The organism is Streptomyces sp. F63, assembly GCF_018070345.1.
Lineage (GTDB): Bacteria > Actinomycetota > Actinomycetes > Streptomycetales > Streptomycetaceae > Streptomyces.
Genome location: NZ_JAGPXX010000019.1, coordinates 30,664 through 55,041, shown reverse-complemented (window position 1 = coordinate 55,041; position 24,378 = coordinate 30,664). Strand labels below are relative to the sequence as shown.

Genomic DNA, 24,378 nt, shown 5'->3' with positions numbered 1-24,378 from the left:
AAGCGGTGAACCGGCCGGTTTCCGTCCGGGCGGCGGCTCTCCCGGCGCGGCGGGACCGGGACGGCGGGACCGGGACGGCGGAACGCCGTGGCGACGCGCTGCGGGAGGCGGGCAGACCGGCGATTGTAATCAGCGGCGGCCGGGCTCGCGAACGGTTTTCCCGGCCCCCCTGCCGCCGTCGGCCCCGCCCCGTCGTCCCGTCCCGCCGCCCGTCGCCCCGTCGCCCCGTCGCCCCGTCGCCCCGTCGCCCCGCCGCCCCGTCCGGCTCTCCTCTCCCCTTCCGTACCTCCCGCCCCCTACGGGACGGCGTCCCGCCGGGTCATCCGGTGGGCGGGGCGTCCGGCGGGGCGGCTCGGTCCGCCGGAGTATCCGGATCCCGGAGCGGTTACATCTCTGGACCGATGTGCGGCAACCGGATGAATCGCATCATGGAGTACATGAGCACCATGACGACACCGCCCATCCCGCCGCCCAGACGGCCGTCGCCGGGTGCCGTGGCCTCCGGCGCGGAGCCCGGTCACCGGCGGCATGTCCTCGGCGACGCCCTGCACGCGATCCGGGTCTTCGCGGGCGCGGCGCTGAGCGTCGTCGTCCTCGGCGACACCGGCGACAGGGACGACGATGACGAGCCCGGCCGCCGCCCCCGCCGGGACGCCGGACACGGCCCCGGCCCGTCCGCCCCGGAAACCGAACGCAAGAACGGTCTCGGCGGAAACAGCACTGCCTCCGCCTGACCTGTTCCAGTAGGGTTGCCGCCGTTTGGTGCTGACCGGATGGCGGACCGGAGGGACGAACAGGTGGCTGCTGCGGCGACCGGCCCGGGCAGACGGCGGCTCACCCGGCCGACGGCCGTGGCGCTGTTCCTGCTCCTGATCTCCCTCACCGCCTTCGCGGCGCTGTTCCTGCTCCGGCCGACGCCCATGGCGGACCTGCTCGTTTACCGCGCGGAGGGCCGGGCCGTCCTCGACGGCACCGATCTCTACGGGTTCCGGGTCACCGAGTGGAAGCTGCCCGCCACGTACCCGCCGTTCGCGGCGCTGCTGTTCGTCCCTGCCGCGCTGCCGCCCCTGCTGCCGCTGAAGGCCGCCTTCGCCGTGGCCAATGTGCTGCTGCTGGCCCTGCTCGTGCATCTCTCGCTCCGTCTGGCGGCCCCCGCCCCCGGCACCCGCCTGGCCGCCCGGCCGCGCGGGGCCCTCGTGCTCGGTGCGACCGCGCTCGGGCTGTGGCTCGAACCCGTGTTCCAGACGATGCTCTTCGGGCAGATCAACCTCGCTCTGGCCTGCCTCGTGCTGTGGGATCTGACCCGCCCCGACAGCGCCCGGGGCAAGGGCCTCGCCATCGGCATCGCGGCGGGAATCAAGCTCACGCCCGCGATCTTCGCGGTGTACCTGCTGCTGACCGGCCGGGTGCGCGCCGCGCTCTGGTCCTTCGCGGGGTTCGCGGGCACGGTCCTCGCCGGTGTCGCCGTGCTGCCCGGGGCCAGCCTCGAGTTCTGGACCCGGCGGATGCTCGAGACCCGCCGCGTCGGCAGGGTGTGGATCGTCGACAACCAGTCCTTGCAGGGACTGTTCGCGCGGCTGCTGCACACCACCGATCCCGGCACCGTGTGGCGGGTCGCCGCCCTGGTGACGGCCGTCGCCGGACTGCTGCTCGCCCGGCACGCGGTGCGCGCCCACGGCCACGAGGCGTGGGGCGTGCTCTGCACGGCGCTGACCGCGGTGCTGGTCTCCCCCATCAGCTGGTCCCACCACTGGGTGTGGTGCGTGCCGCTGCTCGTGCTGCTCGCCGTCGAGGCCGGGCCGCGGCCGCGGCCGGTGCTCGCCGTCGCCGCCGCGGTCCTCTTCACCGCCCGCAGCCACTGGCTGGTCCCGCACGACGGGACCCTCGACCTGCGGCTGCCCTGGTGGCTGCAGCCGGCCGGCTCCCCGTATCCCCTGCTGGGCCTCGGCCTGCTGCTGTTCGCCGCCTGGCGGCTCCGCGGCACCCCGGAGGGGGCGCCGCCCGGCTCCGCCGCCGGAGCACCGGGCCTGCCCGGGCCGCGTCAGACCTCGTCGCCCACCTCGTCGCCCGCCTCGTCGCCCGCCGCCAGCAGCTCCGACGCGTCGACGATGCGGTAGGAGTAGCCCTGCTCGGCGAGGAACCGCTGGCGGTGCGCCGCGAAGTCCTGGTCGATGGTGTCGCGGGCGACGACCGAGTAGAAGCGCGCCTCGTGCCCGTCGGCCTTGGGCCGCAGCACCCGTCCCAGCCGCTGCGCCTCCTCCTGGCGGGAGCCGAAGGTGCCGGAGACCTGGATGGCGACGGTCGCCTCGGGCAGGTCGACGGAGAAGTTGGCGACCTTGGAGACGACCAGGACGGACAGCTCACCCCGCCGGAAGGCGTCGAACAGCTTCTCGCGCTGCGCGTTGCTCGTCTCGCCCTTGATGACGGGGGCGTCGAGATGCTCGCCGAGCTCGTCGAGCTGGTCGATGTACTGGCCGATGACCAGCGTCTGCTGCCCGGCGTGCTTGCGCACCAGAGCCTCGATCACCCGCTGCTTGGTGACCGTCGTGGCGCAGTAGCGGTACTTCTCCTCCGGCTCGGCGGTGGCGTACGCCAGCCGCTCCGCGTCCGTCAGATCGACCCGCACCTCCACGCAGTCCGCCGGCGCGATGTAGCCCTGCGCCTCGATCTCCTTCCACGGCGCGTCGAACCGCTTCGGGCCGATCAGCGAGAAGACGTCCGACTCCCGGCCGTCCTCGCGCACCAGGGTCGCCGTCAGCCCGAGCCGGCGGCGCGCCTGCAGGTCGGCGGTGAACTTGAAGACCGGCGCGGGCAGCAGATGCACCTCGTCGTAGAGGATCAGGCCCCAGTCGCGCGAGTCGAACAGCTCCAGATGCGGGTAGACGCCCTTCCGCCGCGTCGTCAGCACCTGGTACGTGGCGATCGTGACCGGGCGGATCTCCTTGCGGGTGCCGCTGTACTCGCCGATCTCGTCCTCGGTGAGCGAGGTGCGCCGCACCAGTTCGTGCTTCCACTGCCGGGCCGAGACGGTGTTGGTGACGAGGATCAGCGTGGTCGACTTGGCCGTGGCCATCGCGCCCGCCCCGACGAGCGTCTTGCCCGCGCCGCACGGCAGCACGACGACACCGGAGCCGCCGTGCCAGAAGTTCTCCACGGCCTGCCGCTGGTACGGGCGCAGCTGCCAGCCGGTCTCCTCCAGCTCCATCGGGTGCGCCTCGCCGTCGACGTACCCGGCGAGGTCCTCCGCGGGCCAGCCCAGCTTGAGCAGTGTCTGCTTGATCTGCCCGCGCTCGGACGGGTGCACGGCCACGGTGTCCGGGTCGATCCGGGTGCCCACCAGCGGCTGGATCCGCTTCGACCGCAGGATCTCCTCCAGGACGGGGCGGTCGGAGGATTCCAGGATCAGCCCGTGCACCGGGTGCTTCAGCAGCCGCAGCCGCCCGTAGCGGGCCATCGTCTCGGCGACGTCGACGAGGAGGGCGTGCGGGACCGGGTACCGCGAGTACTCGACCAGCGCGTCGACGACCTGCTCGGCGTCGTGCCCGGCGGCGCGCGCGTTCCACAGGCCGAGCGGGGTCAGCCGGTAGGTGTGGATGTGCTCGGGGGCGCGCTCCAGCTCGGCGAAGGGCGCGATGGCCCGGCGGCACGCGTCCGCCTGCTCGTGGTCCACCTCCAGCAGGAGTGTCTTGTCGCTCTGGACGATCAGGCAGGACACGCGTACCTCCGCGGATCGGTCGTCAGTCGGCGTGGCGGCGCGGACGGCCTCGTCCGCCACGGCTCGGGCCGGGCCCCCTGCCCGGCCCCGGAGGGAGTCCCGGCCGGCGCGCCGGGGACGCGCGCCGCCCTCCATGGTCGCCCATCGCGCGGACCGGCGGGACGGTTCGCGCCCGGGGGCTCGGCCCGGCCGTCCCATCTCACGGTCACCACGGCCCCGAGGGGCTCGTGACAGCCGCACGCGACGGCCGTGGAGGAAGAGGGGGTGGCCACTCGGCGGCGGCCCGGGCCGGGACGGCCGTCGTTTCCCGGCTCCCCGCGACCCGGGACGGCCGTCCCTTCCCGGCTCCCCGGGGCGGGGAGAAGGCTCGCGGCGGCGCCGCGTCAGCCCTGGAGGCCGGAACGGGCCGGTGCGGTCCCCGCTCCGTCCGCCCCTTGCGGCAACCGCTGTCGCCGGTGCCGTATTCCGCTCCGGTTGCCGTGCGGGGCTGCGGACGAGTCCCCGGGCCCCGGCCGGGCGGGCGGCTTTCCGGGCACCGCCGTTCTTCCGGGCACCGCCGTTCTTCCGGGCCGCCCGCGCCCGGCCCTCGCGGCCGGCCCCCGCGCCCGGCCCTCGCGCCCGGCCCTCGCGCCCGGCCCTCGCGGCCGGCCCTCGCGCCCGGCCCCCGCGCCCGGCTCCCGTACTCGGGTCCGTGGCCGGCTGCCGGGGCGGGCCCGCACCGCCGGGCTCAGCGCGTCTCGCCGGAGGGCTCGGCGACGCCCGTGATGCGGTGCAGCGGGTAGGTGCGGATTTCCTCGGCGGTGTGGTCGTACGCCGTGACCAGACCGCTCTCCACGCGGACCGGGGCGATGAGCCGCCGGTCGGCCGTCCCCTCCGCCGTGACGCAGCCGATCCACACCGGGCTGCCGGTGAGCGCCGCGGCCTGGAGCGCGGCCAGGGTGTCCCCGGGACTGCCATGGGGGAGCCCGCCGGGCGCGGGCGGCTCCGGTGCCGTCGCGTCTCCGGCCGGGACCGCGCCACCGGAGGCCGCGCGGTCCCCGGCCCGTACGGCCCGGACGGTCGCCGCGAGCAGGGTGTCGTCCGGCACCGGCGGGCCCTCCGGCACCGGCGCCGGCGGGGTGCGCGGCGCGGTGCGGTGCACGCCGGGACGGGTGATCACAACATCGCCCTCGGCCGACTCGGCGGCCGGCGCGAAGCCCATCTCGCGCAGCTTCGCGAGCAGCGTGGCCGGGTCGAGCCCGGCGGCCAGCACGGTCGGCGCCAGGCGGCGCAGCCGCAGCCCCTCGGAGCGCTTGTCGGCCAGGATCTCGGCGAGCAGCCCGTCGTCCTCGCAGCGCACGTACGAGGACGCGGCGCCGACCCGCAGATGACCGTGGCGCCGGGCCACGTCGTCGATGAGGTAGCTCAGCGGCTGCGGGACGGGGGTGCGGGAGTGCTCGGCGAGGAAGGCGTGCAGGTCGTCCGCCGTCCGGCCGGCGTCCAGCGCGCGGCGCACGGAGTCCGGGGTGAAGCGGTAGACCGTCGCACCGCCCTTGGACTCGACGTCGGCGAGCACCCCGAGGGTCTCGGCGAGCGGGCGCTCCAGCGGACCGGGCGCCACGGCGGTCAGGTCGGCCTGCAGCAGTACGTGGTCCAGCGGTTCGGGCAGCAGCGGGGCCAGCAGCCCGGCGGCGCGGGCGGCGGCGGCCGCGATCTCGGCCGGGGACCGGGGCGAGAAGCCGCCGGATGCCGGTGGGTGGCCGGGGCGTGCGGCTGCGGCGGCCGAGGTGCCGGGACCGGTGCCGCTGCCGGAACCGGGAACCGTGCCGCCGGTGCCGGTGCCGGTGCCGGTGTCGGAGCCGGTGTCGGTGCCGGTGCCGGTGTCGGAGCCGGTGCCCCGGCCGTCACCGCCGACCGCGTCCGCGCCGTCCCCGCCGGACGCGTCCCCGCCGGACGTGTCCGCGGCGGACGTGTCCGCGGCGGGCAGGCCGAGCAGGACCCGGCCGTGCGTGGAGAGGGCACCGCGGCCGGTCACGCCGAGCAGTTCGGCCTCGCGCAGGGTCCACTCGGTGAGCCGGGTACGCAGTTCCTCGGCGGAGGACAGCCCGCGCGCCGGCACGGGCGCCGTCCCCGCCGTGCGCCAGCCGTCCGCTCCGCCGCCGGCCCTGCGGGGCGCGGCGGCGGGCCGGCCGGCCGGCGGCCCGTGGGCGGCCTGGACGCGGGAGCCGTCCCCGTACCCGGAGCCGCCGTAGGCCGCTCCCGCTCCCCCGCCGGCGCGGCCCGGCCCCGTTCCCGCGCCCGTCACGGCACCGGGGCCGCCCGTCACCGTTCCCGCGCCCGCGGCGCCACCACCCGCGCCGGAGGGCACGCCGCGCTCCCAGCGGAGCCGGGCGAGCACGCTGTCCGGACGGGGCGCGCCGCCCGGTGGCAGGCCGGCGAGCAGTTCCAGCGTGCGGTGCCGGATCTCGGGCGCCTGGGAGCGGTCCAGTCCGGGGCCGAGCACCGTCAGGGCACGCCCCTTGGCGTCGTGGCCGCCGACGACCCCGGCGGTGCGGGTGGCCGCCAGCCAGGCCGAGACCAGGGTGGCCCAGCGCTCCTGGGCGGGCCCGGTCCGCCAGACGTCGTACTCCGGGGTCGGCACGAAGCGTTCGTCCGTCGCGCCGTCGGAGGCCAGCAGCCCGGCGGCGAAGGCCAGTTCGATCCAGAAGACGGCGGTGGGCTCGTCGGTGTCGAGGGCCGCGGCCGTCCGCTTGAGATCGCGGACGCTCACGCCGCCCGCGCGCAGCACGGACGGGCCGGCCGTCTCCCAGGTGTGCAGCAGATCGTCCACCGTCCCGACGGCCGTGAACGCCTGCCCGGCGGCCGCCGCGTCCACCGAGCGTGGACTGTACTCGGCGGCGGTCTCCACGGGGGGCGGCAGCGGCTCCGTGATCCGGTGCGCCCGTCCGCCGCGCAGGTGCAGCGCCACCTCGCGCGGCAGGACGACCGTGCCGGGCGCGGTCGGCAGCAGCAGTCCGCGGGTGACGAGCCAGCGCACGGCGGGTCCCGGCTCGGCCGGCACCTGGCCGTAGGGCGGCCCCCACACCAGCCGGTCCAGGACCCGCAGGGCCTCGGGAGGCGCCTCGCCGAGCAGTTCGGCCATCCGTTCGCGGTCGGTGAAGAGCGCGGTCAGTGATTCGACGGCCGTCACCGAGTCGTGCGTGGTCGGCAGCCCGGCGGTGGTGAGGATCTGCTGGAGACGGCCGGGCGACATCCCGGCGGTGGCCTCGGAGACGGTCGGGCCGAGCCCGGTGGAGGGCACCGCCGGGCCCGTCGCGGCGGGCGTCAGGAGCTCGCGGGCGGTCCGGACCAGATGGAGCCGGTCGCCGCCGCCCCACAGCAGCGCCCGGGTGCGCAGGGTGGCCACGGCGCGCGGCAGTTCGGCCGCGACCCTCTCCTCGCGGTCCTCCCCGGCCATCAGCGTCAGCAGGGTGTCGTACGAACAGGGGTCCGGGGCGACCGCGAGTGCCTCGGCGGTCTGCACGGCGAACCGGTCGAGCTGCTCCAGGACCCGGGCGACGGAGGCGCGGTTCACGGCGCGGGTGGCGAGCTGGGTGAGGTCGCCGGGCACCGGGGAGAGCAGGTCGGGGCGGGCCCGCAGCAGCTCGGCGAGCTCGCCGTCGGTGCGGCTGCGCAGCTCCTCGGCGAGCGTGCGCGGCCCGGGGCCGGTGCCGCGGCCGGTGCTGCCGGCGGCGCCGGTTCGTCCGGCCGGGCCGGTCTCTGCGGGCACGCGTGCCTCCCCGTTCCGCTCGGTCGTCATCCGCCTCACAGTAGCGTTCGCGCCGGGGATCGGGCCCGGTGCGCACCCCCGGACGGGCCCCGGACGGCCGGGGCGGACTCCCCGCGGCCGGCGGGCCGGCCGCGGGCGGCACACCGCCGGGGCCGCGGCGCGTGCCCGCTTCCCACGGGGAGGAAGCGGGTACGGTCGGGTGAGGCGGTCACCAACAGTGCACACCCGCAGGGGATTTCGTGGGGATCGAAAGCGATCAGCTCGTTCTGGACTATCTGAGCCGGGTCGGCGATCTGGCCCAGCAGCGGCAGCTGTCGTCCGGGGACCGGATGCGACTGGTGTCACAGTTGCGCCAGGAGATCGAACAACAGCGCACCAAGGCCGCCGACAGCCCGGGCGCGGTGAAGCGCATCCTGGGCCGGCTCGGTTCGCCGGAGGACGTGGTCCGCGAGGCGGGCGGACGCACGCCCGGCGGGGCGCGCGGAGCGGGTACCGGGCGCGGGGCGGGCGCGGACGCGCCGGAACGGCCGGTGCACCGGCCGGTGACGGAGGCCGGCAAGGACGGCACGGCGGGCCGATCCCGCCGGTACGGCGGGTTCCGGGCAGGACGCGAAGCCGGCGGGACGGGCACCGGGGGGAAACCCGGGCCCGGCGCCGGACCGGCCGCCGGGGACGCCGCGGGCGGCACGACGGGCCGCGGGGGACCGGCAGCCGGCCCGCCCGCCGGCTCCGGCCGCCCGTCCCCCGGCTCCGGACCCGGCGGAGGCGGGAACGGCCGCGGCACGCTGGGCCGGCTCGGCGCCCTCGCCCGGCGCGCCGGTCTTATCGGCGGCACCGAGGTGCCGGCGCCGCGCGACGGCGCGGGAAAGCCCCCGGCGGAACCGCCCGTGGTGCCCGTCATCCCCCTGACCGGTCCCATGCCGCCCCACTTGGCGGGCGAGGAGGAACTGCGCGGGGCCGACGGCACGGAGTGGTGGCGCGTCGAGCCGGGCCCGTTCGGCGCCGGGCAGCCCGGTGGGAACGGCTTCGCCGCCGGGCACTTCGGCGCCGGCGACTCCGTACCGGGCTTCACCGGCGGCATCGAGATCCCCGAGATACTGAAACCGCCGCCGCAGAGACCGTTCGAGACGGATCCGCCGCCGGCGGCGGCCGACGGCACGGCGGGGCCGTCCGGCGCGGAACCGTCCGGTGCGGAGGACGGCGTCCCCGCACGCGGCGGCCTGTTGCGCCGGGGCCGGGGCGGTGCGTCCGGGCGGGTCGGCACCCCCAGCCCGCTGCTGCTGCTCGCGGCGGCACTGCTCGTCGGTGGGGCGGTGTTCGGTTCGCTGCTCGCCCTGGCCGCGGGCTGGCTCATCGCGTACGCCGGCCCCCGCCTCACCCGCACGGAGGCCACCTGGGCGGTGCTCGTTCTGCCCGGCCTGGTGGCCGGGGGAGCGCTGCTGTGGCTCTGGGGCCGGATGGACGGACGCTGGGGGGAGCCGATCCGGAACGGCGAGATGAGCACGGCGCTCGCCGACACCTGGCCCACCGCCCTGCGCGCGGCGGCCATCGCCTCGGCCGTGTTCCTGGTCTGGCGGGCCAGACGGCGCCCGCGCGGCTGACTTGGCGCCCAGCGCGCCGTGCCGCGCGCCCTTTGCGCGCGCCCTTTGCGCGCGGCCGAGTGCGCCGGTGCCGCGCGGGTTGGTGTTCCGCGCGGGTTGGCGCCGCTCGCGCGGGTGGTACCTCGCGGGTTGGCGCTCCTCGCGCGGGTGGCAGGCCCCGGCAGGTACGGCCGCCGTCCGACTGCGCGGGTGGCCGCCCGGGTGCCCGGGTGTCCGGGCGCCCGGGTGTCCGGGTGTCCGGACCCCGGCCGGCTGACGGCGGAGACGGCCGGCCCGGGCCGGGCCGTGGCGGGCGCCGCCCTCGGGGCGTCCACCCGATTCTTTCCCGGGGCGCCCACCCGATCCCCTCCCGGGGCGCCAGCGGTCGACGCGGGGAGGGAACCGGCCGTACCGCGCCCGCCGGCACAATGGCCGGTATGGCATCGCACCCCCCGACGGTCGGCTTCGACCTCGACATGACGCTGATCGACTCCCGCCCCGGGATCAAGGCCGCCTACCTCGCCCTCGCCGGCCTCACCGGAACGCCCATCGATGCCGACCTCGTCATCACCCGGCTCGGGCCGCCTCTCGAACACGAACTCGCCCACTGGTTTCCGGCGGACCGCGTCGATGCCGTGGCCAACCTCTACCGGGACATCTACCCGCGGTACGCCATCGGGCCGACGCTTCCCATGCCCGGCGCCCGCGAAGCCGTCGAGGCCGTACGGGAGGCGGGTGGCCGGGCCGTCGTCGTCACCGCCAAGCACGAGCCCAACGCCGTGCTCCACCTGGAACACCTCGGCATCCGGCCCGACGCCGTCGTCGGCTCGCTCTGGGCCGAGGCCAAGGCGGAGGCGCTGCGCGGGCACGGCGCCGCCGTCTACGTCGGCGACCACATCGGCGACGTACGGGGCGCGCGAGCGGCCGGCGCGCTGTCGATAGCGGTGCCGACCGGGCCGTGCGACGCGGAGGAACTGCGCTCCGCCGGAGCCGACGTGCTCCTGGGCGACCTGACGGAGTTTCCCGGCTGGCTCGCGTCCCGGGCCTCCCGGACCTCCCGGGCACCGCGGATGCCGGGGGTGCCCCCGGCTCCTCAGGCGTCCTCCGCGCCCCTGGCCTGACGCCGCTGCGCCGCGATGGTGCGCAGCACTCCGGCCGCGGCCACGGCGAAGCCGGCACCCATGAGCATCGAGACCAGATAGGCGGCCGTCGGGAACGGCGGCCTGCCGAGGAAGAGGGGCGCCACCGTCACCACGGTGGCCACGGCGCCGATCAGGAAGATGACGCCGCCGACACGTACGAGCCGGTCGCCGGGACCGGCGCCGTCTGCTGGGGTTTCACTGCTCACCCCACCAGGGTAGATCCGGGGCGGCGGCCCGGGACCGGGGCCTCCGCTCCGCTCTCCCCTCACCCGTGAACGCTGAGGAACCACCCGGCGACTTCTTGTCACCGGGCGCGGGACCATTAGCCTGAGATCAGCTGTTGTTGTGTGTGCCATCCCCGACGAGTACGAGGACGAGGACAGACGTGCCTACCGGCAAGGTCAAGTGGTTCAACAGTGAGAAGGGCTTCGGCTTTCTCTCCCGCGACGACGGCGGCGACGTCTTCGTGCACTCCTCGGTGCTCCCGGCCGGAGTCGACGCGCTGAAACCCGGACAGCGAGTGGAGTTCGGCGTGGTCGCGGGCAACCGGGGCGACCAGGCGCTTTCGGTGACCATCCTCGACCCGACGCCGTCCGTTGCCGCGGCGCAGCGCCGCAGGCCGGACGAACTGGCCTCCATCGTGCAGGACTTGACGACCCTCCTGGAGAGCGTCGGCGCTCAGCTGGAGCGCGGCCGCTACCCGGACCGGGCCCACGGCCAGAAGATCGCGGGCATGCTCCGCGCCGTCGCCGACCAACTGGACGTCTGAGGCGGGGGAGCCGGGGCGGAGCGGGCCAGAGCGGGCCAGAGCGGGCCAGAGCGGGCCAGAGCGGGCCAGAGCGGGCCGGAGCCCGGCGTCGGTCGTCATCCGTCGTGGAGGGCCGCCGACGGCCCGGCCTCCGGTGGAAACGCCAGCGCGTCCGGCGCGAGGGGCGGCACCAGCCCTTCGGCCGCCGCGCGGGTGAGCAGGCCGCGCACCGCCGCGTAACCGGCCTCGCCGAGGTCCGCGGTGAACTCGTTGACGTAGAGACCGATGTGCTGGTCGGCGACGGCCGGGTCCATCTCCTGGGCGTGCTCCAGCACGTACTGCCGTGACGCCCCGGGGTCGTCCCAGGCCATCGTCACCGAGCTGCGCACGGTGTCCGCGAGTTCCCGCAGCCGCCGGTCGCCCAGCGAGCGCTTCGCGACGATGGCGCCGAGCGGGATCGGCAGTCCGGTGGTGTTCTCCCAGTGCTCGCCCATGTCGGCGAGGCAGTGCAGGCCGTAGTCCCGGTAGGTGAAACGGGCCTCGTGGATGACCAGTCCCGCGTCGACCGCGCCGTCCCGCACGGCGGGCATGATCTCGTGGAACGGCAGCACCACGATCTCCCCGACACCGCCCGGCACTTCGGCAGCGGCCCACAGCCGGAACAGCAGGTAGGCCGTCGAGCGCTCACTCGGCACCGCGACCCGCTTGCCGCGCAGGCCGGCGGCTCGCCCGGGCCCGGCCGTCAGCACCAGCGGCCCGCAGCCCCGGCCGAGCGCACCGCCGCAGGGCAGCAGGGCGTACTCGTCCAGGATCCACGGGAGGACGGCGTAGGAGACCTTCAGGACATCGAGGTCGAGCAGGGGGCCGAGGCGCGGGTCGGCGTCGGGAACGGAGCCGAGACGGGCGGAGGCGGAAGCGGGGGCGGAGGCGGAGGTGGCAGCGGAGGTGGAGGTGGCAGCGGAGGCGGGGGCGGTGCGGGTGCCGCCGGTGCCGGCGTCCACCGGCTCCGGCCCTTCTCCCTCCGCGGCTCTCCGGCTCCCGGCCGCCGCCCGTTCGGCGAGACCGTTGGTGATGTCGATGTCCGCGAACGTCACCTCCACGGCGGGGGCGCCGGGTACGAGTCCGTGCGACCACGCGTGGAAGACGAAGGTGTCGTTCGGGCACGGCGAGTAGGCGATCCGCAGCGGCCGCCCGTCCGGCGCTCCGGCTCCGGCCGCGCTGTCCGCACGGGGTGCGGCGGGGCCGGCGGCCGCGGCGGTCCCCTCGGCCGTATCCGCCCCGCTCTCCGCAGCGTCGTGCGCCGTGCGCGCCGTGGGCTCTGTGCCGTTCAAGGTCTGCTCCTTCCCTGCTGCGGCCGGTCGGTCCGGTGTACGCGTGCCGCGGGCGCCGCGGGCGCCGCGGATGTGTGGCCGGCACGCCCCCGGGGGCCGGCTCCGCCGCCCGCCGGGCGGGGCGCGGCGGCCTCGGTGCCGCTGCCGCTGTTGTCGGCACGGGCGGACGCGGCCCGGGTGACTGCCGTCCTCCCCGGTTCCGTCGTCAGCACCTCGAAGGTGTCCGTGAGCGCGGACAGGGCCTCGGGGATGCGCCAGGCGGCGCGGTCCCGCGGGCCGACCGGATTGGAGACCGCCCGGATCTCCAGCACCGGCAGCCCGTGGACGGCCGCCGCCTCGGCCACCCCGAAGCCCTCCATGGCCTCCGCCCCGGCCCCGGAGTGGCGGGCCGCGAGTTCCGCGGCGCGGACCGCGCTGCCGGTCACGGTGGAGACGGTGAGGACAGGGGCGAGCGCTACGGCCAGCCCCGCCCCGGCCAGGGCCTCGGCGATCCGGCGCGCGGTGTCCGGCGGCGGAAGATGGACGGACCGGCCGAAACCCAGCCGGTCGACGGGCACAAAACCGTCCGGGGTCCGGGCCCCCAGATCCGCGGCGACGACCGCGTCCGCCACCACCACCGAACCGAGCGGGGCGGTATCCGGGAAACCACCCCCGATCCCGGCCGACACGACAAGCCCGTACGGCTGCCCCGCCAGCGCGGCCGCGGTGAGCGCGGCGGCGGTCCCGGCCGCCGCTGCCGCGGGACCGACGCCTGCGGAGAGCACGTCGACCGTGTGCGGCACGCCGGTGGCCGGGAAGCCGCCACCGCTCCGCGGACCCGCCAACGGGGCGGCGGGATCCACGCGCGGGGCATGGTCCATGCGGTGTGCCCCGTGCGCAGCCGTGCCTCGGCTTGTGACCGGTGCCCCTCCGGCGACTGGCCCGGCACCCGTTCCGGTTCCGGAACTGCCGCCCGCTCCGGTTCCGGAACCGGCGCCCGCTCCGGCTCGCGTATCTGCTCGGGCTTCCGTACCGACTCGGGCTTCCGTACCGGTTCCGGCTTCCGCTCCGGCTCGGGCTTCCGTACCGGCCTCGGCTTCCGTACCGGCCTCGGCTTCCGTACCGGCCTCGGCTTCCGTACCGGTTCCGGCCTCTGTACCGGGCCCGGCTTCCGCACCGGCTTCGGCCACGGCCACGGCCTCGGCTCCTGGACCGGCTGCGGCCCCCGGCGCCGTCGGCCCGGCGTCCGCCCTCGCGACCTCACGGCGGCGCAGGAGGTAGCCCGGAAGCGGCAGTTCGCGGGCGGGAGTTCCCGGGCGGCCGGACCCTCTGCCGAGCCCGGCCAGCACCGCGTCGGCCTCGGCGGGTACGGCCGTCACGACGAGTACGCGCATCAGCGGTCACTCCCAGGGCCGGGCCGGCGCGTCGCGAAGCCCGGCCGGCACGACGGGAAGCGGTCCTGTCGACGAATCCGCCGGGGAGCAAACGGGGGAGCGGCGGAGACGGCCAGCTCCGCCCAGGGCGCACCGCGACCGTCATTCCGGTGCTCGGGGGGCCCGCCGCGGGGCACGCGGGGGGCATGGGCCCGGGGGGTGCCGGACAGCCGGTGCTTCCCGCGTTCCCGGCGGGCCGTTTCCGCGGCTCCGTCCGCCGCTCCGTGCCTGCGAACCCTTCCGGCCCCGCCGGACGTTCCGCCCGGCAGGTGCGGCAGGTGCGGCAGGTGCGGCAGGTGCGGCAGGTGCGGCAGGTGCGGCACAGCCGCTCCGCACGCCGCAGCCGCGCGCCGCCCGTGCCGGAGTGCCCACGGACCGCCGCCCGCCGGGCAGTCCCGGGAGCGGCGGTCCGTGGGGCTCCGACGAGGAGAGCGGCGGTCCGTCAGGACTCCCGCTTCAGTGTGAAGGACCAGGTGCCCCTGGCGTCGCCCTTCTTGTCGACCTCGACGATCGTGACCTTCGCCGTCCTCGGCACCTCGGCGCCGCCGGACTGGCCCTGGCGCGGCGCGAAGATGTCGTCGTGGTCGAAGGAGCGGTACGTGTCCTCCGACGCCTCCGGCATGACGCCCTGGCCGTTGACGACCATGGCCCAGCCGGCCTCGGCGATTTCCGGGTCGACGCCGATGCGGACCCGTTCGCGGTCGCCGACGGTCAGTTCCTCGCCGCCCTTGTTCAGGCAGTCGTTGAGTTCCTTCTGGGCGAGCTTCTTGCCGTCGTTGTAGCAGGAGGCCTCACTGGACACCGAGTCCGAGCCCGCGGTGACCGTCGCCATCGGCGTCGGCTTCTCACAGGCGACCAGGGCGGCGAGCCCGAGGGACACGGCTGCGAGGGCGCCGGCGGTACGACGCCCGCGTCCCCGTGACTGCATCGGATTGCGGCTCGGCCGCGTGGCAACGGTCATGCCCGAAGGCTATCGTTCCGCCCTGCTCACGCCACGCGGGGGTGCGGCGTGCCACGCCGCGCGGCCGTCAGCAGCCCCCGTACGGTCGCGGCCGTGCCGAGCGCCACCAGGGCCGCCCCCACCGCCATGCCGAGGACGCCGTGGAGGGGCAGGGCGATGCCGATCGCGCCGCCCACCACCCAGGACATCTGGAGCAGCGTCTCCGACCGGGCGAAGGCGGAGGTCCGCCCCTGCTCGGGGACGTCCCGCTGGATCATCGCGTCGAGGGAGAGCTTGGCCAGCGCCTGCGCCAATCCGGCCACCGCCGCGACCAGGGCGAGAGCAGCGGCGCTGAACAGCACCGCGGCCATGATCGTGACCGCGAGGGACAGCGCCAGCACCGTGGCGATGATGACCTCGGGTCCCCGGTCCCTCAGCCAGGCGCCGAGGGCGGTGCCGAGGGCGTTGCCGGTTCCGGCGGCGACACCGACGATGCCGAGGGAGACGGCGGCGCTCTGCCCGTCCAGCGGTTCCTCGCGCAGCAGGAACGCCAGGAAGAAGATCAGGAAACCGGAGAGCGCGCGGAGCGCGGTGTTGGCCTGGAGGCCGTGCAGGACGGACGGGCCGACGGAGCGCAGCCCGGGCCGCTTCGCCCGATCGGCGGGGGCGGCGCCGGGGGCCGGGGCGCCGCCGGACGCCGGGACGGCGGCGGAGCCGGTGCCCGCGCCGGTGCCTCCACTCGCGCCCGCGCCCGCGCCTCCACCCGCGACCGTGCCCGCGCCCTCACCCGTGCCCGCGTCCGGCGCGGAGTTGGGGCCGTCGCCCGTCCCCCCGGTGCCGTGGTGGCCCGCGGTGCCGTACCCGCCGTCCGTGCCGGACCCGGTGCCGTACCCGCCGTCGGGCCGGGAGCGCAGGCCCGCCGGACGGACGCTCGCGGGCTGCGCGCCTGCTCCAACCGCCGCCCCCGCGGCTCCCGTCGCCCCTGCCTCCGCGGCGGCCACCGGTCTCCCGGCCTCCGTACCCGCCGCGTCGGAAGCCGGAGACGGAGATGGAGCCGGAGCGGCAGCGGAAGCCGGGCCCGCCGCGGCCGTCGGCCCGGCCGGCGCACCGGTCGCCCAGTCGTGCGGGCTTCCGTACTCGAAGAACTGGGCCGCCGTCTCGCCCTTCGCGGAGTCCACCTTGGGCGGCAGCGAGAAGGACAGGAAGGTGCCGACGACGAAGACCACGAACGCCCCGTAGAGCGGCCAGGCGAGCCCGATCGCCTGCAGTCCCGCCCCCACGGGCGCCGCGACGCCCGTGGCGAGCAGACCGGCGAGCGTCACCCGGGAGTTCGCCTTCACCAGGGAGATCTGCGGCGGCAGCAGCCGCGGTACGACAGCCGATCGCACCACCCCGTACGCCTTCGAGGCCACCAGCACACCGAGCGCCGCCGGGTACAGCTCCAGACCGCCCGTGGCCACCGCGCCCGACAGAGCCAGGGCCAGCAGCGCCCGGAACAGCATGGCGGCCGCCATGGCCGCGCGCCGCCCGTGCGGCAGCCGGTCCAGGATCGGGCCGATGACCGGGGCGAGCAGCGTGAACGGCGCCATGGTGATCGCCAGGTACAGCGCCACCCGGCCGCGGGCCTCATCCGTCGGCACGGAGAAGAAGACGGTGGAGGCGAGCGCGATGGTGATCAGCATGTCGCCGGCCGAGTTGACGGCGTGCAGCTCGATCAGCTTGCCGAGACCGGACTCACCGGCGCCCTGCGCGTGCGTCGCACGCCGGATGTGCCGGCCGCTCGCGGCGAACGGGAAGCGCAGCGCGCGGCCGAAACGCCCGAGTCCCGACACCAGGCCGCTCAGCCGGGACATGGCGGCCTCCGGCCCGCTCGGCTGGGGAGCGGGCCCGTCGCATCGCAGGGCCGGTCGGTTGCCACTCAGCCATCCTGCCCCAACTCCGTCACCGCATGGCCTTTTCGTTCGACGCGTCCCGGCTCTGTCACCGGACGGCCGAGGGGCGAGAGGCAAGCGCCGGGCGAGGACGTGCCGGGCCGTGCCGGGCCGTGCCGGGCCGTGCCGGGGAGCAGCGGGCCGACCGGGAAGAGGCGGGAAGCGCCGACCCGGTCGGAGGAGACGCTCGTACGGCCGGTACCGCGCCCGGAAGCGGCACGGAAACGGGCGCGCCGCCCGGCGCGGGGGGCGAACACCGCCCTCGCTCCGCCCGGGGCCGGAGAGGGAGGAGAGAACCGACCCGCCCGGCGGCCCGGCCGAGGGAGGGAACCGGGCGGGAACCGGGCGGCGGCCGGGCGGGGACCGCAGGGCGGGCCGGGGTGAGAACCGGGGCACGGACCGCGGGGCGGGCCGGAGTGAAAGCCGGGGCGGGGACCGCGGGGCGGACCGGGCGGCGAACCGGGTGACCGGTCGGCGGTGACGGGCCGGGCCGGGCCGAAGACGAGGGCAGGGTGGGCCGCGCACCCGTCATGGGGGTAGCGTGCACACAATGCGCCACCGGCTGTCGTTCCCGGCCGCGTGCCTGTCCACGATCCCGCAGAATGGGTCGCAGGAGGCCCGCCCGGGTCCGGTCGGGTGCGGACGTCGACGCGGCCCCACGGTCCGCTCCGCCCGCGCCTCCCCCCAGCCCGCCGTTTCGGCACGGTCGGTCGGCGCACCCGTGAGACGGCGTAGGAGAGAATCGATTCATTGTGAGTGCTGCGACGATGCGAAGCCGTACCCCGGACCGTCTGTGCGCCGAGGCGGTCGACCTGGCCCGCGCCGAGGCGGTGGCGGCCGCGGGTGAGGCGGCCGTCGGCGAGCACCTGGGAGCGGTCGCGGACGGCGACCGGGTCGTGACCCACTCCTTCGCCTGCCTGGAGCCGGCGTACCGCGGCTGGCGCTGGGCGGTCACCGTCGCCCGCGCCGCACGCGCCAAGAGGGTCACGCTGGACGAGACGGTCCTCCTCCCCGGCGACGACGCCCTGCTGGCACCCGAGTGGGTGCCCTGGAGCGACCGGCTCCGCCCGGGCGACCTGGGCCCCGGCGATCTGTTGCCGACCGAGGCCGACGACCTCCGCCTGGAACCCGGCTACACCGGCGAGGACGCGCCGCCGCCCGACTCCCCCCTCTCCGAGGAGATGGAGGAGCGCGTCGCGGCCGAGGACGCGGACGTCAGCGCCGGCCCGCCGGCCGCCCAGCCCTCCCCGGCCCGTGCGTCCGGCACCATCGCGGCCGTCGCCACGGAGCTCGGCATGGGCCGCGCCCGGGTGCTCTCCCGCTACGGGCTGCACACCGCCGCCGACCGCTGGGACGAGTCGTTCGGAGCGAAGACCGCCATGGCCCAGGCGGCTCCGGCCGCCTGCATGACCTGCGGTTTCCTGGTACCGCTGACCGGCTCGCTCCGGCAGGCCTTCGGTGTGTGCGCCAACGAGTTCAGCCCGGCGGACGGCCACGTCGTCTCCTTGACCTACGGGTGCGGGGGCCACTCCGAGGCGGCCGTCATGCCCAAGCCGCCCCGTCCGGCGCCGCCCGTGGTCGACGAGACCAAGGTGGACCCGATGCCGCTGCGGCCCGGCCGGCCGGACGGCTCGGTCGAGGACGGGGTCGAGGACGCGGACGCGGCGGCGGAGGACGCGGCCCCCGAGGAGCCCGGCGGCTCCTGACGGAGGAAGAAGCCCGGTCCCGGCCCGGCCTCCGCCTGGCCCCGGTCCGGTCCCGGCCCGGCCTCCGCCTGGCCCCGGTCCGGTCCCGGCCCGGCCTCCGCCTGGCCCCGGTCCGGTCCCGGCCCGGCCTCCGCCTGGTTCCGGTTCGGCCTCCGCCTGGTTCCGGTCCCGGCCCGGTCCCGGCCGGGTCCTGCTCCGGCCCGGGTGCAGCCCGGTCCGGTCCCGCCCGTCCGTTTCCCCACTGCTCCTGCCTCGCCCCGCCCGGGCGCGCCTCGCCCGGCCGCGCCCGGCCCTGCTCCGCCCCGCCGGGTCCCGGGTCCCACCCGGCTTGTCCTGTCCGGGGACGCACCCCGGGAGGCGCCTGGCGGTGGTTTCGCTGCGGGCCCGGCCCCGCCCCCGGGCCTGCACCGGGTCGTTTCCGTATGCGTCCCGGAGCCCTGCTCCTGCCCGGTCCGTCGTGCCGCCCCGCGCCGTCCGTCCGTGCCCCGCAGTTCGCCCGCTTCCTGCCGCCCGTCCCCGTCCCCGTCCTCGTCCTCGTCCGCCGCCCCCGTCCGTCCATGCCGGCTCGCCGCCCGTGCCGCGGGAGGGGGCTGCGGAGCCGCCGGCAGACCTGAGGCGGTACGTTCAGCGCTGGCAGCCACTGCACGGATGCACGGACGCACGGACGCAGACGCGCGCGGACCACTGATGGACGGAACGCACGGGTGCGCGGATGTGCGACGGCGCCGGGGAGAAGGAGCGACAGGTGAGCGGCACGGCGATGGTGCGAGCAGCGACCGGCGGGCAGGACCCGTACGGCACGGCGCGGCTGCGGCGCGGTGTGCTGGACGCGTGGGCCGCCTCGCCCGCGCGGTTCCGGGAGGACGCCAACGCCGAGGAGGACCTGGCGCTGGGCGGCTACCGCGACCGCCTCGTCGTCGAACTCGCCCAGAACGCGGCCGACGCGGCCGCCCGCACCGGCGTCCCCGGCCGTCTCCGTCTCACCCTGCACGCGGCCGAGGGGGACAGCCCCGCCGTTCTGGCCGCCGCCAACACCGGGGCGCCGCTCGACGCCGCCGGTGTCGAGTCGCTGGCCACCCTGCGCGCCTCCGCCAAGCGCGACGCGTGGCAGGAGGGCGAGGGCACCCCGTCCGTCGGCCGGTTCGGCGTCGGCTTCGCCGCCGTCCTGGCCGTGAGTGACGAGCCCGCCGTGATCAGCCGCAGCGGAAGCGTGCGGTGGTCCCTCGCCGAGGCGCGCGACCTGACGGCCGAGGCGGCCGGCGCGAGTCCCGGCCTGGCCGACGAGCTGCGCCGGCGCGACGGTCACGTCCCGCTGCTGCGTCTGCCGCTGCCCGCCGAGGGCTCCGCGCCGCTCGGCTACGACACGGCCGTCGTGCTGCCCCTGCGCGACGGGGCGGCCGAGGACCTCGCGGAGCGCCTCCTCGCCGCCGTGGACGACGCGCTGCTGCTGACACTCCCGGGCCTCGACGAGATCGTCATCGAGATCCCGGAGGAGGACGTACGGACGCTGACGCGCCGCCAGGACGGCCCGTACACCGTCGTCGAGGACAGTGCGCGCGGCACCACCCGCTGGCGCACCGCCGCCTCCGGCGGCCGGCTGGAGCCCGGGCTGCTCGCCGACCGCCCCGTGGAGGAGCGGCTGCGGCCCGTCTGGTCGGTCACCTGGGCCGTCCCCGTCGACGCCGAGGGCGCCCCCGCCCGCCCCGCCACGGCCGCCGTGGTGCACGCGCCGACCCCCACCGAGGAACCCCTCGGCCTGCCCGCGCTGCTCATCGGCTCCTTCCCGCTGGAGCCCACCCGCCGGCACACCGCGCCCGGCCCGCTCGCCGACTTCCTGACGGCCCGCGCCGCGGAGACGTACGCGGCGCTGCTCCGCGACTGGCAGCCGCTCTCCACGGGGACGATCGACCTGGTGCCCGGCCCGCTCGGCAAGGGCGGGCTCGACGGGCGGCTGCGCGCCGAGGTGCTGCGGCTGCTGCCGAGGGTGCCGTTCCTGGCGGGCGCGGGCACGGCACCCGAGGGGGACGAAGAAGCGGCGGCGGACCGGGAGTTGGAGGCGTTCCCCGGCCTCGACGGCCGCGAGGCCGCCCCGGGCCCGGGCCCCGGGACGGGCGCGGGCGGGGGAGCCGGCGCCGCCGCGCCCGATGCCGCCGCGACCGGCGGCCCGCGCCCCGTGCGGCTGCGCCCCGTCGACGCCGAGATCGTCGAGGGCGCCGGGGCCGAGACCGTCAAGGTGCTCGCCGAGCTGTTCCCGGGTCTGCTGCCCGCCGGCCTGGAGCGCCGCCCCGAGCTGCGCGGCCTGGGCGTGGTGCGGGTGCCGCTCGGCGAGGCCGTCGACCGGCTCGCGGGCGTGGAGCGCCCTCCGACCTGGTGGCGGCGGCTCTACGACAGCCTGGCCGGCACGGACCCGGAGCGGCTCAGCGGCCTCCCGGTCCCGCTCGCCGACGGCCGGACCACCATCGGCCCGCGCCAGGTCCTGCTGCCCCTACCGGGCGAGGAGCACCGCCCGGCGCGGACCGGCGCGGACGGGACAGGAGCGGGCAGGGCCGTCGAGGACGGCGCCACCGCGACCCCCACCGCCGGGGAGCAGCCGGACGAGGCCGCCGCCCCCGGCGCCGCCACCCTCGCCCGTCTCGGCCTCAAGGTCGCCCACCCCGACGCCGTCCACCCGCTGCTGGAGAAGCTGGGCGCCCTCCCCGCCTCGCCCCGCGCCGTCCTGACGACACCTCAGGTGCGGGCGGCCGTCGCCGCGTCCCTCGACAGCGAGGACATCTGGGACGAGGACGCCCTCGACGCCGAGGAACTGGCGGAGGCCGTGCTCGGTCTCGTCCGCGACGCGGGCCTCGCCCCCGACGACGAGCCCTGGCTCGGCGCCCTCGCCCTTCCCGACGAGGACGGCGAACTCGCCCCGGCCGGCGAACTGGTCTTCCCGGGAAGCGACTTCGAGCAGGTCATCCGCGAGGGCGAACTCGCCGCCTGCGAGGCCGGCCTCGCAGGGCGCTGGGGCCCCGAGACCCTCGCGGCGGTCGGCGTGCAGTCCACCTTCGCCCTCGTCCGCGCCACCGACGTCGTCCTCGACCCGGATGAGTTCGAACCGCGCGACAGCGACTACGCCGAGCCCGACGACACCGGACTCCTCGACTCCGTCGACGTCTGGTGCGAGGACATCCTCGACCGGCTCCCCGACAGCCCCGTGCCACCCGTCGCCACCGAGATCACGGCCGTCCGCGACCTGGACCTCGTCGACGACGACGCCTGGCCCCGGGCCCTCGCGATGCTCGCCCGGCCGCCGCTGCGCGACGCCCTGACCCAGCCGGTGCGCGTCCTGCTCCCGGACGGCACCACGGAAACCGTCCGCCCCTACACCGCCTGGTGGCTGCGCGGGCACCCGGTGCTCGACGGCCGCCGCCCGGCCGGCCTGCGCGCGGCCGGCGGCGACCCGCTGCTGGCCGGGCTCTACGAGGCCGCCGACGCGACGGGCTTCGAGGACGAGCAGGTACTGCGCGCCCTCGGTGTACGGACCTCCGCGGCCGCGCTCCTGGACGAGCCCGGCGGCGCCGCCGAACTGCTGAACCGGCTGGCGGACCCCGGACGCCCCGTCCGCCCACGCCAGTTGCACGGTCTGTACAACGCGCTGGCCGCCCTCGACCCCGAGCAGGTGACCCTGCCGGACGAGCTCCGCGCGGTCGTCGGACCGGCGGGAGAGGTGCGGGTCGTGGACGCCGCGGACGCCCTGATCGCCGACGCCCCCGACCTGCTGCCCCTGGCCGGGGACCGGCCGCTGCTTCCGGTGAGCCCGGCGCGGGCGGCGGACCTGGCGGAGCTGCTCCAGGTACGGCGGCTGAGCGAGGCGTACCCGGCCCCCGTCGCGGACCCGGACGCGGGCGAGGTCCGCGAGGTCCCCGAGGCGGTGCACGTCCTGCTGGGCCCCGGCACTCCCGGCACGTACACCGAGTACGAGGAGCTGTTCGTCCGCGCCGGCGCGAGCGGCCCGGACGCCCCGCGGGCGGAGGTCGACTGGCGCCGCACCCCCGACGGCGTGGTGCACGCCGCGACCGTGGAGGGCGTGGCCGCCGGCCTGGCCTGGGCGGCGGGCCAGTGGCCCCGCCGCTTCGAGGTCGCCGCCCTCCTGGAGGACCTCTCCCGCACGGAGGAACTGGCCCGCGACCGCTGGTTCGACTGAGCCGGTGCCGGTGCCGGTGCCGGTGCCGTGCCGTGCCGGTGCCGGTGCCGGTGCCGGGAGCACGGGCGCCGCGGAGTCCGGGCCGTCCGAGCGGCGGCGGTGACCGGGCGCGGCGGGGACCAGCGGCGGTCCGCCGGTCCCCGCCCGGTGCGTGCGCTCGGCGAGTTCGCCCACCGCGCGCCGCCCGAGCCGTGCCCGGTGTCCGGCCCGCGCCGGACGCCGGTACGGGGTGGACGGCCACCCGGGCGGCGCCGGTACGGTGCGCGGCACGAGAGCCTGTTCCTCAAGGTCCTCGCGATGTTTGCCCAGTCCAGAAATCGAACGCTGTCGGTTGCCTGTGGCGACGGGTGTTTGCGGGGTGTGCTTCTGGTCGCCAACGCAGACTTTGAGGACGTGCCCGTTATCGTCTCCCGCATGATTACCAACGTTGCCTCTGCGGTGCTCTACGTAAGTGATCAGGACGTTGCCCTTGCGTTCTATCGCGATGTCCTGGGATTCACGGTCGTGACAGATGCCGACATGGGCCAAGGTGCCCGGTGGCTGGAAGTGAAGCCGGAAGGAGCGCAGACATCGATCGTCTTGTCGGATGCTGCCGCTTTCGACAAGTCTCCCGGGGAGGGGGCCTATCTGACCTTCGCCGCCGGGGATGTTGCGGCCACGGTGGAGGAACTGCGCCAGCGGGGAGCTGAGGTCACCGATCCTGTGATCGAGCCGTGGGGCACCTATGCAACCGTGGACGCACCCGACGGGCATAAGCTGCAGTTCAACGAGCGTCCGGCTACCTGACAACCTTTTTCGGAAGTCCTAGGCCGTATTCGCCCGGGTCGGGATGTGAACGAAGTGTTTCGCGGGCTTGGTTGGGGTTGCGATCGGCCTGATCCGCTGACGGGTCCGCGGTGGTGCTGGGAGATGGTGGCCAGGGCCGCCGATCCGGGGAATTCTGGGTGGCGGTGGTCCGGGCCGACGCCGTGTTGATCAGTCCCGTTGCGCTTCGCGGGAGGCCGGTTGTCCACTCCTGCGGGAGGCCCGGCGGGTGATTCGCCCGGTCACGAGCTGTCCGGCACAGCCGGAGTCGGCCCAGGCGATCGTGATCTCGGGGTGCATCAGCCACAGCCGGAACAGGACCTTCTTCGCCGCGTCGCGGTCGGTCATGTAGGCCGGGGTGACCATGACGAACAGCGGCAGGCCCTCGGTGTCGACCACGAGGTGGTGCTTGCGGCCGTTGATCTTCTTCGCGCCGTCATAGCCGCGGGAGTCGCGGGAGTCGCGGCCGACGGTCTCGGTGGCCTTGACGGACTGGGAGTCGATCACGGTCGCGACCGCTCCGGGTGACCGGCCGAGCTCGCGGCGGATGCGTTTGCGGAGCTGGTCACGAATCTGGCCGACGACGCCGGCGGCCGCCCAGCGGGCCATGAATCCGCAACACATCCGCCAGGGCGGGAAGTCCTTCGGTAGGGCTCGCCATGTGCAGCCGGTGTCCACGGCGATGCGGATCGCGTCGAACGATCTCGCGGCGCGGGTGTTTCTCCGGGTGCCCGCCGGTGGGTGGGGCGCAGGCGGGTACGGGCAGCAGCGGTTCGATCACCGCCCACTCGTCGTCCCAGGTGTCGGAGGGGTAGCAGCGTCTGCGCGGCAACGTGGTCCCTCCGGTTCGAAACGGGGTGGTCCCGGCCGCTTCGCGGTCCAGACCACCGGTTGGGCGTCGATGTGGTCGGCGATGGCATCGAGGGTCGATTCGACGCTGCTGAGCTGGGTGTTGAGGTGTTTGATCCACCGTCCTTTCGGCTGGAGGGTTGCGTGGGGGATGACGACGCCGGTGATGTACCGGCGGATCTCGGTGAGCTTGGCGCGGATGACCGCGACCTCGTATGCCTGGAGCTGCGTGGTGTCGGAGCAGAACTGGTAACCGTCGGCGCGGGTCCAGATCAGGGGCGGCCGGCCC

Annotated in this window: 15 protein-coding genes and 1 pseudogene; 8 read left to right on the top strand and 8 right to left on the bottom strand. The window is 76.3% G+C overall.

Annotated features, from left to right (window positions below):
• Positions 1-437: 437 nt before the first annotated feature.
• Together KBZ10_RS19325 and KBZ10_RS19320 are read left to right on the top strand one after the other, a co-directional pair.
• Complete coding sequence (locus KBZ10_RS19325; protein ID WP_210988959.1) at positions 438-734, top strand: hypothetical protein; 297 nt, start codon at positions 438-440, stop codon at positions 732-734.
• A 129-nt stretch (positions 735-863) separates the two neighbouring features.
• The gene (locus tag KBZ10_RS19320; protein ID WP_307847514.1) at positions 864-2,117 is read left to right on the top strand and encodes a glycosyltransferase 87 family protein; all 1,254 of its coding nucleotides are present in this window, start codon (positions 864-866) and stop codon (positions 2,115-2,117) included.
• Here the strand turns inward: KBZ10_RS19320 and KBZ10_RS19315 are convergent.
• Together KBZ10_RS19315 and KBZ10_RS19310 are read right to left on the bottom strand one after the other, a co-directional pair.
• Positions 2,042-3,715, bottom strand: coding sequence for a DNA repair helicase XPB (locus KBZ10_RS19315; protein WP_210988908.1), 1,674 nt, complete (start codon positions 3,713-3,715; stop codon positions 2,042-2,044). The genes KBZ10_RS19320 and KBZ10_RS19315 overlap by 76 nt on opposite strands.
• Before the next feature lie 727 nt (positions 3,716-4,442).
• Positions 4,443-7,493, bottom strand: a complete 3,051-nt coding sequence (locus tag KBZ10_RS19310; RefSeq protein ID WP_247702634.1) for a helicase-associated domain-containing protein — start codon at positions 7,491-7,493, stop codon at positions 4,443-4,445.
• A 209-nt stretch (positions 7,494-7,702) separates the two neighbouring features.
• Between KBZ10_RS19310 and KBZ10_RS19305 the strand changes: the two genes are divergently transcribed.
• Complete coding sequence (locus KBZ10_RS19305; protein ID WP_210988907.1) at positions 7,703-9,064, top strand: hypothetical protein; 1,362 nt, start codon at positions 7,703-7,705, stop codon at positions 9,062-9,064.
• A 416-nt stretch (positions 9,065-9,480) separates the two neighbouring features.
• Positions 9,481-10,164 (top strand): HAD family hydrolase, encoded by a 684-nt coding sequence (locus tag KBZ10_RS19300; protein ID WP_210988906.1) that lies wholly within the window; start codon positions 9,481-9,483, stop codon positions 10,162-10,164.
• On the opposite strand, the gene KBZ10_RS19295 is transcribed toward KBZ10_RS19300, so the two are convergent.
• Positions 10,137-10,391, bottom strand: coding sequence for a hypothetical protein (locus tag KBZ10_RS19295; RefSeq protein WP_210988905.1), 255 nt, complete (start codon positions 10,389-10,391; stop codon positions 10,137-10,139). The two genes, KBZ10_RS19300 and KBZ10_RS19295, sit on opposite strands and share 28 nt — an antisense overlap.
• A 179-nt stretch (positions 10,392-10,570) precedes the next feature.
• Here KBZ10_RS19295 and KBZ10_RS30080 point away from each other — a divergent pair, with 179 nt between their 5' ends.
• The gene (locus KBZ10_RS30080; RefSeq protein ID WP_210988904.1) at positions 10,571-10,954 is read left to right on the top strand and encodes a cold-shock protein; all 384 of its coding nucleotides are present in this window, start codon (positions 10,571-10,573) and stop codon (positions 10,952-10,954) included.
• A 95-nt stretch (positions 10,955-11,049) separates the two neighbouring features.
• Here the strand turns inward: KBZ10_RS30080 and KBZ10_RS19285 are convergent, their stop codons facing one another.
• The 4 genes from KBZ10_RS19285 to KBZ10_RS19265 all read right to left on the bottom strand — a co-directional run bounded on the left by KBZ10_RS19285 (position 11,050) and on the right by KBZ10_RS19265 (position 16,469).
• Positions 11,050-12,117, bottom strand: a complete 1,068-nt coding sequence (locus tag KBZ10_RS19285; protein WP_247702641.1) for a 1,4-dihydroxy-6-naphthoate synthase — start codon at positions 12,115-12,117, stop codon at positions 11,050-11,052.
• 143 nt (positions 12,118-12,260) lie between these two features.
• The gene (locus KBZ10_RS19275; protein WP_282107855.1) at positions 12,261-13,124 is read right to left on the bottom strand and encodes a futalosine hydrolase; all 864 of its coding nucleotides are present in this window, start codon (positions 13,122-13,124) and stop codon (positions 12,261-12,263) included.
• A 994-nt stretch (positions 13,125-14,118) separates the two neighbouring features.
• Complete coding sequence (locus KBZ10_RS19270; RefSeq protein ID WP_210988903.1) at positions 14,119-14,637, bottom strand: hypothetical protein; 519 nt, start codon at positions 14,635-14,637, stop codon at positions 14,119-14,121.
• 26 nt (positions 14,638-14,663) lie between these two features.
• Positions 14,664-16,469: a hypothetical protein gene (locus KBZ10_RS19265; RefSeq protein ID WP_210988902.1), complete on the bottom strand. Its 1,806-nt coding sequence runs from the start codon at positions 16,467-16,469 to the stop codon at positions 14,664-14,666.
• A gap of 830 nt (positions 16,470-17,299) precedes the next feature.
• On the opposite strand from KBZ10_RS19265, the gene KBZ10_RS19260 reads away from it, so the two are divergent.
• The 3 genes from KBZ10_RS19260 (at position 17,300) to KBZ10_RS19250 (ending at position 23,222) form a co-directional block, all read left to right on the top strand.
• Entirely contained in the window at positions 17,300-18,253 is a 954-nt protein-coding gene (locus tag KBZ10_RS19260) for a DUF3027 domain-containing protein (protein WP_210988901.1), read from the top strand.
• 760 nt (positions 18,254-19,013) lie between these two features.
• Positions 19,014-22,436 carry a sacsin N-terminal ATP-binding-like domain-containing protein gene (locus tag KBZ10_RS19255; RefSeq protein ID WP_210988953.1) on the top strand — a complete coding sequence of 1,141 codons (3,423 nt, stop codon included), beginning with the start codon at positions 19,014-19,016 and terminating at the stop codon, positions 22,434-22,436.
• A 414-nt stretch (positions 22,437-22,850) separates the two neighbouring features.
• Positions 22,851-23,222 (top strand): VOC family protein, encoded by a 372-nt coding sequence (locus tag KBZ10_RS19250; RefSeq protein ID WP_210988900.1) that lies wholly within the window; start codon positions 22,851-22,853, stop codon positions 23,220-23,222.
• A 258-nt stretch (positions 23,223-23,480) separates the two neighbouring features.
• Here KBZ10_RS19250 and KBZ10_RS19245 read toward each other — a convergent pair.
• A pseudogene (locus KBZ10_RS19245) lies at positions 23,481-24,072 on the bottom strand (IS5 family transposase); the annotation flags it as partial.
• Between the last annotated feature and the right edge of the window lie 306 nt (positions 24,073-24,378).

Excerpts from the sequence above, each read along its gene's own strand:
- KBZ10_RS19310 (WP_247702634.1), bottom strand. The coding sequence starts at position 7,493 with ATGACGACCGAGCGGAACGGGGAGGCACGCGTGCCCGCAGAGACCGGC.
- KBZ10_RS19300 (WP_210988906.1), top strand. The coding sequence starts at position 9,481 with ATGGCATCGCACCCCCCGACGGTCGGCTTCGACCTCGACATGACGCTG.
- KBZ10_RS19275 (WP_282107855.1), bottom strand. The coding sequence starts at position 13,124 with ATGGACCATGCCCCGCGCGTGGATCCCGCCGCCCCGTTGGCGGGTCCG.
- KBZ10_RS19325 (WP_210988959.1), top strand. The coding sequence starts at position 438 with ATGAGCACCATGACGACACCGCCCATCCCGCCGCCCAGACGGCCGTCG.
- KBZ10_RS19250 (WP_210988900.1), top strand. The coding sequence starts at position 22,851 with ATGATTACCAACGTTGCCTCTGCGGTGCTCTACGTAAGTGATCAGGAC.
- KBZ10_RS19265 (WP_210988902.1), bottom strand. The coding sequence starts at position 16,469 with ATGTCCCGGCTGAGCGGCCTGGTGTCGGGACTCGGGCGTTTCGGCCGC.
- KBZ10_RS19255 (WP_210988953.1), top strand. The coding sequence starts at position 19,014 with ATGGTGCGAGCAGCGACCGGCGGGCAGGACCCGTACGGCACGGCGCGG.
- KBZ10_RS19270 (WP_210988903.1), bottom strand. The coding sequence starts at position 14,637 with ATGACCGTTGCCACGCGGCCGAGCCGCAATCCGATGCAGTCACGGGGA.